Origin of the sequence: Rhizobium jaguaris, assembly GCF_003627755.1 — a bacterium.
GTDB classification, from domain to species: domain Bacteria; phylum Pseudomonadota; class Alphaproteobacteria; order Rhizobiales; family Rhizobiaceae; genus Rhizobium; species Rhizobium jaguaris.
Genome location: NZ_CP032694.1, coordinates 88290 through 102169, shown reverse-complemented (window position 1 = coordinate 102169; position 13880 = coordinate 88290). Strand labels below are relative to the sequence as shown.

General features: G+C 60.6%; 12 protein-coding genes. 6 read left to right on the top strand and 6 right to left on the bottom strand.

Features of this window, described 5'->3' with window-relative positions:
- The first annotated feature begins 26 nt into the window (after positions 1-26).
- On the top strand, positions 27-1730 hold the full coding sequence (rpsA, locus tag CCGE525_RS00470) for a 30S ribosomal protein S1 (protein WP_120702572.1): 1704 nt from the start codon (positions 27-29) through the stop codon (positions 1728-1730).
- Between the two features lie 176 nt (positions 1731-1906).
- Here rpsA and CCGE525_RS00465 read toward each other — a convergent pair whose 3' ends face one another.
- From CCGE525_RS00465 to CCGE525_RS00455, 3 genes are all read right to left on the bottom strand, one after another.
- Positions 1907-3577: a hypothetical protein gene (locus CCGE525_RS00465; protein WP_120702571.1), complete on the bottom strand. Its 1671-nt coding sequence runs from the start codon at positions 3575-3577 to the stop codon at positions 1907-1909.
- 346 nt (positions 3578-3923) lie between these two features.
- Complete coding sequence (locus CCGE525_RS00460) at positions 3924-4550, bottom strand: ribonuclease D (RefSeq protein ID WP_120702570.1); 627 nt, start codon at positions 4548-4550, stop codon at positions 3924-3926.
- Between the two features lie 85 nt (positions 4551-4635).
- Entirely contained in the window at positions 4636-5451 is an 816-nt protein-coding gene (locus CCGE525_RS00455) for a MerR family transcriptional regulator (protein WP_120702569.1), read from the bottom strand.
- 189 nt (positions 5452-5640) lie between these two features.
- On the opposite strand from CCGE525_RS00455, the gene CCGE525_RS00450 reads away from it, so the two are divergent.
- Positions 5641-6921 carry a 4-aminobutyrate--2-oxoglutarate transaminase gene (locus CCGE525_RS00450; RefSeq protein WP_120702568.1) on the top strand — a complete coding sequence of 427 codons (1281 nt, stop codon included), beginning with the start codon at positions 5641-5643 and terminating at the stop codon, positions 6919-6921.
- Positions 6922-6998: 77 nt separating this feature from the next.
- Complete coding sequence (locus CCGE525_RS00445) at positions 6999-8480, top strand: NAD-dependent succinate-semialdehyde dehydrogenase (RefSeq protein WP_120702567.1); 1482 nt, start codon at positions 6999-7001, stop codon at positions 8478-8480.
- Positions 8481-8492: 12 nt separating this feature from the next.
- On the opposite strand, the gene CCGE525_RS00440 is transcribed toward CCGE525_RS00445, so the two are convergent.
- Complete coding sequence (locus tag CCGE525_RS00440) at positions 8493-9266, bottom strand: metallophosphoesterase (RefSeq protein ID WP_120702566.1); 774 nt, start codon at positions 9264-9266, stop codon at positions 8493-8495.
- A 347-nt stretch (positions 9267-9613) separates the two neighbouring features.
- Between CCGE525_RS00440 and CCGE525_RS00435 the strand changes: the two genes are divergently transcribed.
- Complete coding sequence (locus tag CCGE525_RS00435) at positions 9614-9754, top strand: copper resistance protein CopC (RefSeq protein ID WP_245472064.1); 141 nt, start codon at positions 9614-9616, stop codon at positions 9752-9754.
- 53 nt (positions 9755-9807) lie between these two features.
- A complete protein-coding gene (copD, locus tag CCGE525_RS00430) occupies positions 9808-10638 on the top strand; it encodes a copper homeostasis membrane protein CopD (RefSeq protein WP_245472063.1) in 831 nt (276 codons plus the stop codon).
- A gap of 3 nt (positions 10639-10641) precedes the next feature.
- On the opposite strand, the gene CCGE525_RS00425 is transcribed toward copD, so the two are convergent.
- Positions 10642-11412 (bottom strand): TIM barrel protein, encoded by a 771-nt coding sequence (locus CCGE525_RS00425; protein ID WP_120702564.1) that lies wholly within the window; start codon positions 11410-11412, stop codon positions 10642-10644.
- Positions 11413-11513: 101 nt separating this feature from the next.
- Entirely contained in the window at positions 11514-12458 is a 945-nt protein-coding gene (locus CCGE525_RS00420) for a helix-turn-helix domain-containing protein (RefSeq protein WP_120702563.1), read from the bottom strand.
- A gap of 86 nt (positions 12459-12544) precedes the next feature.
- Here CCGE525_RS00420 and CCGE525_RS00415 point away from each other — a divergent pair, with 86 nt between their 5' ends.
- On the top strand, positions 12545-13819 hold the full coding sequence (locus tag CCGE525_RS00415; protein WP_120702562.1) for an ABC transporter substrate-binding protein: 1275 nt from the start codon (positions 12545-12547) through the stop codon (positions 13817-13819).
- Positions 13820-13880: the final 61 nt, after the last annotated feature.

The following is a 13880-nucleotide window of genomic DNA, read 5'->3' as shown; positions in this document are numbered from 1 at the left end:
ACAATAAGGACACGCCAGGAGATTTCATGTCTGTAACTACTCCCACTCGCGAAGATTTCGCGGCCCTTCTCGAAGAATCCTTCGCCAAGAACGATCTGGCCGAAGGCTATGTCACCAAGGGCATCATCACCGCTATCGAGAAGGACGTCGCCGTTGTCGACGTCGGCCTCAAGGTCGAAGGCCGCATCGCGCTGAAGGAATTCGGTGCGCGCGCCAAGGACGGCACGCTCAAGGTTGGCGATGAAGTCGAAGTCTATGTCGAGCGCATCGAAAACGCGCTTGGCGAAGCAGTTCTGTCGCGCGAAAAGGCTCGCCGCGAAGAAAGCTGGATCAAGCTCGAAGCCAAGTTCGAAGCTGGCGAGCGCGTTGAAGGCGTCATCTTCAACCAGGTCAAGGGCGGCTTCACCGTCGATCTCGACGGCGCTATCGCCTTCCTGCCGCGTTCGCAGGTCGACATTCGCCCGATCCGCGACGTCACTCCGCTGATGCACAACCCGCAGCCCTTCGAAATCCTCAAGATGGACAAGCGCCGCGGCAACATCGTCGTTTCGCGTCGTACGGTCCTGGAAGAGTCCCGTGCCGAGCAGCGTTCTGAAATCGTTCAGAACCTCGAAGAAGGCCAGGTTGTTGACGGCGTCGTCAAGAACATCACCGATTACGGTGCGTTCGTTGACCTCGGCGGCATCGACGGCCTGCTGCACGTCACCGACATGGCATGGCGCCGTGTGAACCATCCGTCGGAAATCCTGTCCATCGGCCAGCAGGTCAAGGTACAGATCATCCGCATCAACCAGGAAACCCACCGTATCTCGCTCGGCATGAAGCAGCTCGAGAGCGATCCGTGGGATGGCATCCAGGCCAAGTATCCGGAAGGCAAGAAGATCTCCGGTACGGTTACGAACATCACCGACTACGGTGCGTTCGTCGAGCTGGAGCCGGGCATCGAAGGCCTCATCCACATCTCGGAAATGTCCTGGACCAAGAAGAACGTTCACCCCGGCAAGATCCTGTCCACGAGCCAGGAAGTCGAAGTCGTCGTTCTCGAAGTCGATCCGACCAAGCGCCGTATCTCGCTCGGCCTGAAGCAGACGCTGGAAAACCCGTGGGCTGCATTCGCCCGCAACCATCCGGCCGGCACCGAAGTCGAAGGCGAAGTCAAGAACAAGACCGAATTCGGCCTGTTCATCGGCCTCGACGGCGATGTGGACGGCATGGTGCACCTCTCCGACCTCGACTGGAACCGTCCGGGCGAACAGGTCATCGAGGAGTACAACAAGGGTGATGTCGTCAAGGCTGTCGTTCTCGATGTCGACGTCGAGAAGGAACGCATCTCGCTCGGCATCAAGCAGCTCGGCAAGGACTCGGTCGGCGAAGCTGCCGCTTCCGGCGACCTGCGCAAGAATGCAGTCGTTTCGGCTGAAGTCATCGCGATCAACGATGGCGGCATCGAAGTGAAGCTCGTCAACCACGAAGACATCACCTCGTTCATCCGCCGCGCCGATCTGTCGCGTGACCGTGACGAGCAGCGCCCGGAGCGTTTCTCGGTCGGTCAGGTTGTCGACGCTCGCGTCACCAACTTCTCCAAGAAGGACCGCAAGATCATGCTGTCCATCAAGGCTCTGGAAATCGCAGAAGAGAAGGAAGCAGTTGCTCAGTTCGGTTCGTCCGACTCCGGCGCTTCGCTCGGCGACATCCTGGGTGCGGCTCTGAAGAACCGCAACGCCGAATAATCTTCGGCAAGCCTGTCAGAGATAAGAGACCCGCCGGAGCAATCCGGCGGGTTTTTGTTTGGCTCTGGATCAGACTGCTTCCGGGTGGAATCCCGGCAGGCGGACAAGATGCTCTGGATCTAAAAACTGGCGCGACCTCTGAGCGCTAAAATGAACGCCCGGTGCCCTCGGTCCAGCTATTCCCACCCCACCATGCGTCGATAGAAATCGAAGGCGTGATCATGCAGAGGGTCCCTCGGCGCGGGCGCCGGCAGCGCGCGTGGTTTCTGCGCTGCGACCGCTGATTCCGAGGAGGCTGCTTGAGCATCTGCCTCGTCGGACGCCTCCGCAGTCGGCTGATGTGTTTCAGCAGGCTGCGAATCGTCTTCACTTTCGTCGCCCGCCGTCTCTCCATCCTGCCCCTGTTCATGCTCCTCGTCATCAGCGGGATCGACACGATCGACCCGTTCCAGTTCCTCCTCCTCAACGGGGAGACTGGCCGGCAAATATTGTGCGATGGCAAAAGGAATACCTTGCAGCGGTACCGGCGCTCCCATTTGCGTTGGGGCTTCAGGCGCATTCATGGCGGGCGCGGCCAGCGTGTCGGCCAAGGATTTGCTGAGAAGTGCGGCGGCTGGCGCGTTCGATGTCTCTTCGGCGGGAACTGAATTCTGGCTTGCCATCACGGCGGCAAGGTTCCTGACGGTCGCATCATTGGTCGTCTGCGGCAATGACGCCACTTGGCTCGGATCACCGGCATTGGCGGCAAGCGCCTGCGCGACAACCCTCTCGACCAGGGACGTGTTGTCCTCGATGATCTTCAGAAGCTCCGGAGCGGCGGCATCAATCGGGGGGCCGATGACAACCTGCAGCCCTTCCTTGATATCGGCCCGGATCTGCTGGATGTCCCGCGGCACAGGCGGCGGCGTGACCGGCGATCGGATCAGGGCGATTTCCGTAGGGAGCTTGGTTTCGGCCGATGCGGCAGGCGACCCCGATCCGGCGGGCGCTGGATTCTCCTGCACCGGAATTGCATCTTGCGGATGAACGACCTCACCGACGCTGGCGTCAACGAGAAGTGCACCGAGGGCCTGCGGAATCTGTGCGGGTTGTTGATTTGGCGTGACCTGCTCCGCCGAGGCGGTTTCCAGGAGAACCGTTTGACCCTGGGCCGCCGCCGCCAGCGTTTCCCCAGGGGCTTGGGTAGCACTTGTGGAGGCGACGGTTGCTGCCGCCGTGGATGAAGGCGCTGCCGCCTGCGCCGGCAGGGATGGCAAGGATGCCGTGGCGGCAGTAGGCGCATCCGTGGTCTTCAGCCCTGCCTGCGTCGGGACCGGGACCTGTGGCCCGACCGTCTCCGTCTCACCGGCATTCTGCCCATAGGAATTGACAACGGCCTTCAGGGCCGCATCGGGCTCCTGCGTCAATGCCGTCTCCAGGTTGATCGCAATTTGCACGGCTTCTGGACCGTCCGGATTGGCCAGAGCCTCGGCAATGAGCGGCAGGGCGATCGGCATTTTCGCCTGCGTGTCCAGCAGTTGCTGCGCCGTGGCAAGCTGTTGCGGCGGCAAACTGCGGATCGTATCGGTCAGCCGCTGCGCCAAAGCGGCATTGCTCTCGTCCGGCTGGCGCGAAACATTCAGCGCAGCGCTGGCGTCGTCGATGACAGACAGCAGGCTGTTGAACATCCGTTCGCGCGCTGCCACCAGCAGCATGTTCAGCTTACCCTCGACGCTCGCGTTCACCGCACTCGACATCACGGCAAGCGGAGTCGCCGCCGTCTGGACGCCGGACGTTTCGGCGGTGGCGATCACCGGCTTTTCGATGGCGGTACTCAAAGCAGACACGGCGCTCACGGGAGACAACATGACATGCTCCTTTGTCTGACAAGACGACGATGGAAGCGGAAGGCAGGTTCAATCAAGGTCCGCTCATGCGGCCGATAGCTATTCGAAAGCCGGGTGACCGGCCGGGCAACGCCGCAAGGCGTCGGTCAATACATGAAATCAGGGATAGAATAGCAGGACGTCTCTTAACAGATTACTAACTATGAAGCCGGTGCCATTTTCTTCGGCACCGGCTTTCCCGTTCAATTCGCGCTTAGAGCGATTCAGCTTTTCACGGAAAAGCAGAAGCACTCTGTCCTTTTGTTTTTCGCAATCCCGGACGGAAAACCGCTTCGCACTTTTCCTGGTATTGCTCCAGCGCAGCCGATCAGCTATGCGCGAAAATATCGGTCTCTTCCCAGCCAAGGAGGTCGAGCTTCGCCCGCGTCGGCAGGAAGGTGAAGCAGGCATTGGCATGTTCGATGCGGCCGTCGCGCACAAGACGCTCCGTCAACTTGTCGCGGAGCGCATGCAGATAAAGCACGTCCGAGGCGGCATATTCGAGCTGCGCCGGCGAGAGCGTCTCAGCCGCCCAATCGGAAGACTGCTGCGCCTTTGAAATATCGACCTCGAGCATCTCCTTCAGATTGTCCTTGAGGCCATGCCGGTCCGTATAGGTGCGGCAGAGGCGCGAGGCGATTTTGGTGCAGAAAACCGGCGTGGTGGTGACACCGAACGTGTGGAACAGCACGGCGATATCAAAGCGGCCGTAATGAAAGATCTTCTGGCGCGTGGGATCGGCGAGCATAGCGACAAGATTCGGCGCCTCTTTCTGGCCGGACGCGATGCGGATCACATCAGCGGTGCCATCGCCCGGCGAAAGCTGCACCACGCAGAGCCGGTCACGGCGCGGGATGAGGCCGAGCGTTTCGGTATCGATCGCTATGGCGCCGGTGTAGCGGGCAGCATCGGCGGCGGAAATATCGCCTTCGTGATAACGGATGGTGGCGGCCATGAAACTCTCCTGGCTCTTTTCATCTGAATTCGTTTTTCGCCCTGTTCTATAGAACAGACAAAGAGATAACGATACTGTGTGAGGTTTAAAAGGTCGGTGGCGTGTTGATCCAGAGCAATATGGTCTCGCCATCATGACGGTTGCGCCAGGAATGATAGCGGCGGCTTTCGAAATAGAGCGAATCGCCGGGCGAAAGATCGAAAAACTGATCGCTGTCGAGCACCAACTCCAGCCGGCCCGATAGCACATGGATGAATTCTTCGCCGTCATGGCGATAGGCGCCATCGCTGGCCGCCCCAGGCGCCAGCACGAAACGATGGCAATCCATCATCGTCTTTCCCTCGGCGAGCAACTGGACGGTGACGCCGGGCGTCGTCTCCGGCCAGGCCCGCCATTCCCCCGATCGGATCAGCGCCGGGACATCCTCACGCTCTTCGCCCGACAGCCGCGAGACGGTCGTGCCGTAGTAATCGGCAAGATCGTGGAGGGTCTTGAAGCTCACGCCTTGCGAGGTCCGCTCCAGTGTCGATAGCGTCGACGATGTCATGCCCATTTCGGCGGCGACCTGTTCTAGCGTTTTGCCCGCAGCGTGACGCAATGACCTGAGCTTACGGCCGATGCCTGAGAGAACGGCTGGCTCTCCACCATCCGCTGATGCCGGGGGATCCTCCGTTTCCAGTGCTTCACGTATCGCTGCGGGATTGAGCCCGCGCTCGGCGCGAAACCAGGAAATCCGTTTCAGCCGCGCCACGTCCTCGGCGCTATATTGCCGATGCCCCGTTTCGGAGCGGCTGGGAACGACCAGGCCCTGGCTTTCCCAAAGCCGCAGCGTCGACGCGGACACGCCCGCCAGACGCGCCGCCTCCGCCACCTTGTAACGCACAGGCTCGTTGCTGTTCATTGCCAATGGTCCCTGATTTCAGTCTTTTGGATTGCTTAGCATGGATCGGTCGTTTGCGTGACCGTCGACCGCATTCTTGTCACCCTCACAAGATCGCGCTTGATATCTTGCAGGAAAAATGTAGGAATTTTCTATAATCTTTGCAGCAGTTCTGCAAGATAATTTGGATTTCCTCCTTGGAGCGTAACGATGACCGCGACGACCCTCACAGACCGGAAAAACGCCGCCATTTCCCGCGGCGTCGGCATGCTCACGCAGGTTTACGCCGACCGGGCGGAGAATGCGGAGATCTGGGACAAAGACGGGCGCCGCTATATCGATTTCGCCGCCGGCATCGCGGTCGTCAACACTGGCCACCGCCATCCGCGCGTCATCGCCGCCGTCAAGGAACAATTGGACCGCTTCACGCACACCTGCCATCAGGTCGTGCCCTATGAAAGCTATGTGCGCCTTGCCGAACGCCTCAATGCGCTGACACCGGGCGATTTCGCCAAGAAGACCATTTTCGTCACCACCGGCGCGGAAGCCGTCGAAAATGCCGTGAAGATTGCGCGTGCCGCCACCGGCCGCTCGGCCATCATAGCCTTTGGCGGCGGCTTTCATGGTCGGACTTTCATGGGCATGGCGCTGACTGGCAAGGTCGTGCCCTATAAGATCGGCTTCGGCTCGATGCCGGGCGATGTCTTCCATGCACCCTTTCCTGTGGCCCTCCACGGCGTCACCGTCGAGCAATCGCTGGCGGCGCTGAAGAAGCTCTTCGCCGCCGATATCGATCCACAACGGGTCGCCGCCATCATCATCGAACCGGTGCAGGGCGAAGGCGGTTTTTATCCGGCACCCGCCGCGTTCATGAAGGCATTGCGCGAACTTTGCGATCAGTACGGCATTCTGCTGATCGCCGATGAAGTGCAGACGGGCTTTGCCCGTACCGGCAAGCTGTTCGCCATGGACCATTATGAGGTCGCTGCGGATCTCGTTACCATGGCGAAAAGCCTCGCCGGCGGTTTTCCGCTTGCTGCCGTCACCGGCCGGGCCGAGATCATGGATGCGCCGGGACCGGGCGGTCTCGGCGGCACCTATGGCGGCAATCCGCTGGGCATCGCCGCCGCCCATGCCGTGCTCGATGTCATCGTCGATGAGGATCTCTGCAACCGCGCCAATCAACTCGGCTCCCGGCTGAAGCAACGGCTGGAATCGCTACGCGACAAGGTGCCGGAAATCGTCGATATCCGCGGTCCCGGCTTCATGAACGCTGTCGAGTTCAACGATGTCGCGACCAAGCTGCCGAGCGCGGAATTTGCCAACAAAGTACGGCTGATCGCACTCGACAAGGGCCTGATCCTGCTCACCTGCGGCGTCTTCGGCAATGTCATCCGCTTCCTGTCGCCGATCACCATTCAGGACGGCGTGTTCAGCGAAGCGCTCGACATCCTGGAAGCTTCCATGCTGGAAGCGAGCGCTGGCAAATAACGGCGCTCAGATCCTGATTCCCCATGCCCTGCCGCCAATCCGGCGGGCGAAAAACTCTTCTCTGGAGAGAGCATACCATGTCGTTTACGACCGCAATGACCAAGCATGTCCCCTTCTCCTCGCGCTTCCTGCGCGCCGCCGGCTATATCAACGGCGCCTGGACGGCGGGTGGGGCTACGAAGACATTCGATGTCATCAATCCCGCTACCGGCGAAGTGCTCGCCTCGCTGCCCGATATGGGAGCCGCCGAGACAACAGCCGCAATCGATGCCGCCTACATCGCCCAAGTCGCCTGGGCCGCCCGCCCAGCCAAGGAACGCGCTGCGATCTTGCGCAAATGGTTCGATCTGATGGTCGCCAATGCCGATGAGCTGGCGGCGATCCTGACCGCCGAGATGGGCAAACCGCTGCCGGAAGCCAAGGGCGAGATCCTTTATGCCGCCTCCTATGTCGAATGGTATGCGGAAGAGGCCAAGCGCATCTACGGCGAAACCATCCCCGCCCCGTCCAGTGACAAGCGTATGGTCGTCATCAAGCAGCCGGTCGGCGTCGTCGGCACGATCACGCCCTGGAACTTCCCGGCGGCGATGATCGCCCGGAAAATCGCGCCGGCCCTTGCCGTCGGCTGCACCGTTGTCTCGAAGCCTGCCGAGCAGACGCCGCTGACAGCGATCGCGCTTGCCGTACTTGCCGAAGAGGCGGGAATTCCGGCAGGCGTTCTCAACATCATCGTCGGCCTTGACGGCCCAGCGATTGGCCGCGAGCTGTGCAGCAATGCCAAGGTGCGCAAGATCAGCTTCACCGGCTCGACGGAGGTCGGGCGCATCCTGATGCGCCAATGCGCCGACCAGATCAAGAAAGTCAGCCTGGAACTCGGCGGCAACGCACCGTTCATCGTTTTCGACGACGCCGATCTCGACGCCGCGGTCGAAGGGGCGCTGGCTTCGAAATACCGCAATGCCGGCCAGACCTGCGTCTGCGCCAACCGGATCTACGTGCAGTCCGGTATCTACGACGTCTTTGCGGCCAAGCTTGCGGCCAAGGTGGCGGAACTTTCGGTCGGCGACGGTTTCAAATCCGATGTCACGATCGGCCCCCTGATCGACGAGCAGGGGATCGCCAAGGTCGAGGATCACGTTCGCGATGCCGTGTCGAAGGGCGCAAGGGTGCTCACCGGCGGCAAGCGCATCGAAGGTGCCGGCACCTTTTTCGCGCCGACCATCCTGACCGGTGTGGACCGGAGCATGAAGGTCGCCCGCGAGGAAACATTCGGCCCAGTGGCCCCGCTCTTCCGCTTCGAGACTGTCGAGGATGTGATTGCGCAAGCGAACGACACAGAATTCGGCCTCGCCGCCTATTTCTTCGCCGGCGATCTCAAGAAGGTCTGGCGGGTTGCCGAAGCGCTGGAATACGGCATGGTCGGCATCAACACCGGCCTGATGTCGGCGGAGACTGCGCCTTTCGGCGGGATCAAGCAATCGGGGCTCGGCCGCGAAGGCTCGCGTCACGGTGCGGAAGACTATCTCGAAATGAAATATCTCTGCATCGGAAATGTGTAGGCCGGCGCGGCCTCAAGTCGAGGTGACGTGGATATGGCCTTGCCATAAACGCGCCGCCGTCAGCTTTCCAGTACGGAAGGCACCGGTGTCTATATTGAGCCGAAGCCCATGCGCCTCGGCTTGCTTCACCGGCGTATGACCATGGATAATCAGCTTCGGCAGCGGCTGCGCGCTGTCGTAAAAGCGCGAGCGGATGAAAACGAGGTCATCATCCTCCTGCGCCGCGATCGGCCGGTCTGGATCGATGCCGGCATGGACGAACAGTACCTTCGGCGTATCCAGCAGGATCGGCAGCCGGCGGAGAAAGTTGAGATGATCGTCGGGTAGCCAGGTTCGGATGAAGGTGTCGAGTTTTTTCTGCCGGGAATATTGCTGCCGCAATGCCTGGATATCCACGCCATAGGAATTCAGCGTCGCCTCGCCGCCGAGCGCCACCCATTCGTCCAGGGATATTTCACCATCGGCATAGGCGAGCATGGCCATTTCATGATTGCCTGTGAGGCAGATCCGGTCGAAACCGTTCGGCAGCGGCGCCATCAGCCGGCTGATAACCTGCGCCGAGGCTGGACCGCGATCGATGAAATCACCAAGCATGACAATGAGCTTGCCGCCCGGCAGCTCCGCCGCATCGGCGAAAATCTTGCGCTCAAGCGTGCTCAGGAGGTCATAGCGGCCATGTACGTCGCCGATTACATAGGTCGGCATGTCCAGGCTATCGAGCCGCTCGCGACGCCGACGTTGGCTGAAGCCGCGAGTCACTTTCTCGCGTTTGGTATTTTCCGCCATGAAACTCCCTCATCGAAATGTCACCATCCCGAGCGCTCTGACCGTCGTAAGCAGAAATAATCGAAAAGCGACAATTCTTTGCCAAATACGGGAATAAACGCTTCCGCCAGACGTCTATGCTGATGGAAGTGACCAATAAAGAATCACCTTGCGGCAAAGCGTCCCGAACGCAGCCATTCCTCATAGTGAAAGTTGACATGGCATGTCCACAATTCTATCGCGCATGGCGACCCGGCAGAAGGACTTTTCATGACCAGGACCATTACCAGGCTCGGCCTCCCCGCCTTTCTCGCCATCGGCCTTGCCGGCCAGGCCTTTGCGCATGCGCAACTGAAATCGGCGATCCCATGCTGATGCAGAACGACACCGTCTTGATGGTTCCCATCTCCGGAACGATTGGCGCCGGCACCTATACCGTCGAATGGCATGCCCTTTCCGCCGATGGCCATAAGACCACTGGCAGCTACACATTCACGGTAAAACCTTGATCGATCCGAACACAGCGCTCGAAGCGTCCCGCTTTTTTCACGATGCGTCCCTGATGCTTCTGTGGGGCGCCTCGGCCTTTCTCTGCCTTCTGGTGCCGAAGGCGCTCGCGGACAGGGTCTGGCGCATGTTTGGCGCCGCACCCTTCCTGATCGCGCTGATCGCCGGGCTCGCGACCATCGCCGCGCTGCCACTTGAAGCAGCGACCATTGGCAATGGTTGGAGCGATGCTCTCAATGCTGGCACGATCCACGATGTCCTGTTCGAAACGACGGTGGGACAAGCCTGGCAGGCGCAAGCCGCCGCAGCCCTCATCCTTCTTCTCGCCTTCCTGCTGCGGAGAGATTGGCGCCATCCCGGCGTAGCTCTCGGCTCCGGTCTCGGCCTTGCAGCCCTGACGTTGACCGGACACGCTTCGATGCATGAGGGCTGGTTGAAGCTGGCGCACCGCTCCAATGATGTCCTTCACGTCTTGACCGGCGGCGGCTGGCTGGGCGCCTTGGTACCGCTGATCCCGATTCTTCGGCTTTTGAATACGCCAGATTGTCGGGCAGAGGCGCTGCTGGCGCTTCGGCGCTTTTCGACCGCCGGACATGGCGCAGTGGCGCTGGTCATCGCTTCCGGCATCGTCAATACCATGCTGGTTCTCCGGCGTCTGCCGACCGACTGGGCGTCCTCCTATCAGGCGCTGCTTGCTATCAAAATCGCGCTTGTCGCCTGCATGAGCCTGTTGGCAATCGTCAACCGCTATATCTTCGTGCCTCGGATCCGGCACGATCGGGCACGGGCGTTGAGCGCTATTCGCCTCGGCGCTATTGCCGAGATCCTCCTCGGTATCGCCGTCATCGCCCTGGTCGCCGTCCTCGGCGTGCTCGAGCCGGTCTGACCGTCAAGCCGAAAGCGATTTCACGACCGCACGAACCGCCTCGGCATCCTCCGTCATCGGCCTGTATTCGAGACCTACCCTGCCGCGATAGCCGTGGGCGAACAGCCAGTTCAGACGATCGAGCAGATCGATCCCGCCGGTGCCGGGATCGTTGCGGCCGGGATGATCGGCGACGTGGACATGCACGATGCGATCGGCCCGCTCCCCGATGACATCCTCCGTCCGCTCGCCCATCACAGCTGAATGGTAGACATCGTAGACGATGCCGATTTCCGGCCGACCCACCTCGTCGACGATATCCAGGCCTTCGATCGTCGAAGACAAATAGTAGCCGACATGGTCGATCTTCGTGTTCAAAGGCTCCAGACCGAGCCGAACGCCCGAGCCCTTCAGGATGTCGGCGCCGACGCTCAAAGCGGAGATCAGGGCCTCTCGCTGTTCGGCGCGTGAAAACTCCGGCAAATCGTCACCCGCCTGCGCGATCAGAACCGAAGCACCCAGGCGCTGCGCCACATTGACGGACACCTGCAACCCCTCCAGCCAGGCCTCCTTGTTCGCCGAATTCGTCAGCGCGATCATTGGCTCGGCGACGATGCCCGAGACGGCGATCCCTATCTCGGCGACCACGGATGCGATTGCATCCAGATCCTTGTTCGTCCAGCGCCAGAACTCGACCGCACTCAAGCCCGCCCGATGCGCCAGCCGGATACGGTCGGCAAAATCATCGCCTTCGCGGGCGAATAGCCATTCGATACATGCCGAAAATTGCCGCATGAAAATCTCCTCCAAACGATATGCCCTGAGGAGTGCGCCATATCGGCGGCAACGGCAAGAGGCTCTGGATTCAGCGTGCGTTCAGAAGAGCGCACGGCGCTCTAGAATTGCGGGGCTGACCGGCGAAGCGACGGCTGGGCGCCTTCGACGCTCATTGCCGTCACCATCCGCATGTCCCGACGAAAATCCGAAGGCGACATGCCGGCGATGTGACGGAAGGATTTGTTGAAGGCGCTGATCGAGCCGAAGCCGCTGTCCATGGCCACCTGCAACACATTGGCGCCCTCGCGCATCAGCATCGCTTGGGCGCGCGACAAGCGCAGCAGGTTGACATATTTGCTGAGCGTCATGCCGGTGGATTTCTTGAAGAGGTTCATCGCATATTTCGGATGCAGGTCCGCCGCCCTGGCAATATCGACCGTATCGATATCGTGCAGGAAATTGCCGGCGATGAAATCGCACATCCGCGCCACGCTGCGCGACGATTGCGGATGGACCTGTTCGCTCGGCTGGTGCTCCCGCTTTTCCGGCAGCATGCGATAGGGCTCGAAGGCGATGCGCTCCAGGCGCAGCAGAAGTTCGGCGACCGCGTGTTCGGCCTTGGCCGGATCGCCGGAACGGGCGTAGCGATACCAGCGGGCGAAATTTTCGTGATCGGCGGCATCCGTCGCGGAAGTCACCAGAGTCTCGCCCCGCATCAGGCGGCCGGAAATATCGAGCGGCAGACGCATGCGGAAGAAGTGCACCAGCGGCAGATGCGCGCCGGCATAAATCGAATCCTCCGACGAATCATCCATCTGGTGCGGCTGTCCACCCCAGAACAGGCAGATATCGCCGGCGTTGAGCTGAATTTCATGGTCGTTCATACGGTAGTGAACCGTGCCGCGTATAAGGTAATTCACTTCTACCTGGGCGTGCCAATGCGGCTTCACCATCGGGGGCGGATGGGAATGAAACATCTGCAGGGTCGTCGGCAGCCCCTCGATGCTGCTCGCACCCGGCTGATAAACCGCACGATGACCTACCTTACTTTCCGCCAAGTCGATGTTCCTTTTTTAGGAGACAGAAGCGTACCGAGAGTTAGTTTAAGCGCGTTCGCTAGAGGACGGCAATTGAAAAGGGAGGATTTTCAATGCGCTTAAAACTTCTTGGCGCGACGGCACTCGTCGCGTTGTTTGCTACCGGCTCCGCTTTCGCCGCGCAAACCACCATCACCGTCTGGAGCTGGAACGTCGCCGCATCGGCGCTGAAATCCACGCTTGAGGGCTTCAACAAGAAATATCCGGATATCAAGGTCGATGTGCAGGACATCGGCAATCCGCAGGTCTTCGACAAGATGCTGGCTGCCTGTGCGGCCGGCGGCGAAGGACTGCCTGATGTCATGTCGATCGAAAACCACAAGGCCGCGATCTTCTGGAACCGGTTCCCGGACTGCCTGACCGATCTGACGAAGCTGGGCTACACCGACGACATCAAGAAGCAGTTCCCGGATTTCAAGCGCGCCGAGCTTGAGGTCGGTGATGCCGCCTACGCCATGCCGTGGGATTCCGGTCCTGTGGCCATGTTCTATCGTCGCGATTTCTACAAGAACGCCGGCATCGATCCGGCATCGATCAAGACATGGGACGATTTCATCGCCGCCGGCAAGAAGATCTCCGCCGCCAATCCCGGCGTGGTCATGTCTCAGGCCGACCTTAACGGCGACAGCGAATGGTTCCGCATGCTCGCCAACGAGCAGGGTTGTGGCTATTTTTCGGCCGACGGCCAGAACATCATCATCAACCAGCCGGCCTGCATCGCAGCGCTCGACAAGGTCAAGGCCATGAAGGACGCCGGCACCCTGACCGCCGCCAACTGGGCTGAAAAGGTCCAGTCCAACACCGCCGGCAAGGTCGCGACACAGATGTATGGCGGCTGGTATGACGGCACCATCCGCTCCACCTCGCCGGATCTCTCGGGCAAGTGGGGCGTCTACATGATGCCGAGCATGACGGCGGACGGCCAGCATGCCGCCAATCTCGGTGGTTCTTCGCTGGCAATCGCCAATAACTCGGCGAACAAGGAGGCCGCCTGGAAGTTTGTCAACTACGCTCTCGGCACCAATGAAGGGCAGGTTACCATGCTGAAGTCCTTCGGCCTCGTGCCGTCGCTGCTGTCAGCCGTGAAGGACCCCTTCGTCAACGAGCCGCTGCCCTATTATGACAATCAAAAGATCTGGGTCGATATCCTCGGAACTCTGCCGAAGATCAGTCCCAGCCCGGGCACTCAGTATTTTAGTGATGCCGATGCCGTCTTTAAGGCAGTGCAGACGAAGTACCTCGCCGGCGGCTATCCGGATGGAAAGACCGCGCTTGCCGACGCCGCTCAGCAGATCGCTTCTGCAACCGGGCTGCCGGTCGCCAAGTGAGTGACACAGCCGGCCGCGCGCGCGCCAGAGCATCCACTTTCAGGTGGTACCACCTGAAAGT

What these genes read in the sequence shown, in the direction of transcription:
- copD (WP_245472063.1), top strand. Translation starts at nt 9,808, where the DNA reads ATGCTTCTGTGGGGCGCCTCGGCCTTTCTCTGCCTTCTGGTGCCGAAG.
- CCGE525_RS00425 (WP_120702564.1), bottom strand. Translation starts at nt 11,412, where the DNA reads ATGCGGCAATTTTCGGCATGTATCGAATGGCTATTCGCCCGCGAAGGC.
- CCGE525_RS00415 (WP_120702562.1), top strand. Translation starts at nt 12,545, where the DNA reads ATGCGCTTAAAACTTCTTGGCGCGACGGCACTCGTCGCGTTGTTTGCT.
- rpsA (WP_120702572.1), top strand. Translation starts at nt 27, where the DNA reads ATGTCTGTAACTACTCCCACTCGCGAAGATTTCGCGGCCCTTCTCGAA.
- CCGE525_RS00440 (WP_120702566.1), bottom strand. Translation starts at nt 9,266, where the DNA reads ATGGCGGAAAATACCAAACGCGAGAAAGTGACTCGCGGCTTCAGCCAA.
- CCGE525_RS00445 (WP_120702567.1), top strand. Translation starts at nt 6,999, where the DNA reads ATGTCGTTTACGACCGCAATGACCAAGCATGTCCCCTTCTCCTCGCGC.
- CCGE525_RS00455 (WP_120702569.1), bottom strand. Translation starts at nt 5,451, where the DNA reads ATGAACAGCAACGAGCCTGTGCGTTACAAGGTGGCGGAGGCGGCGCGT.
- CCGE525_RS00435 (WP_245472064.1), top strand. Translation starts at nt 9,614, where the DNA reads ATGCTGATGCAGAACGACACCGTCTTGATGGTTCCCATCTCCGGAACG.
- CCGE525_RS00465 (WP_120702571.1), bottom strand. Translation starts at nt 3,577, where the DNA reads ATGTTGTCTCCCGTGAGCGCCGTGTCTGCTTTGAGTACCGCCATCGAA.
- CCGE525_RS00450 (WP_120702568.1), top strand. Translation starts at nt 5,641, where the DNA reads ATGACCGCGACGACCCTCACAGACCGGAAAAACGCCGCCATTTCCCGC.
- CCGE525_RS00460 (WP_120702570.1), bottom strand. Translation starts at nt 4,550, where the DNA reads ATGGCCGCCACCATCCGTTATCACGAAGGCGATATTTCCGCCGCCGAT.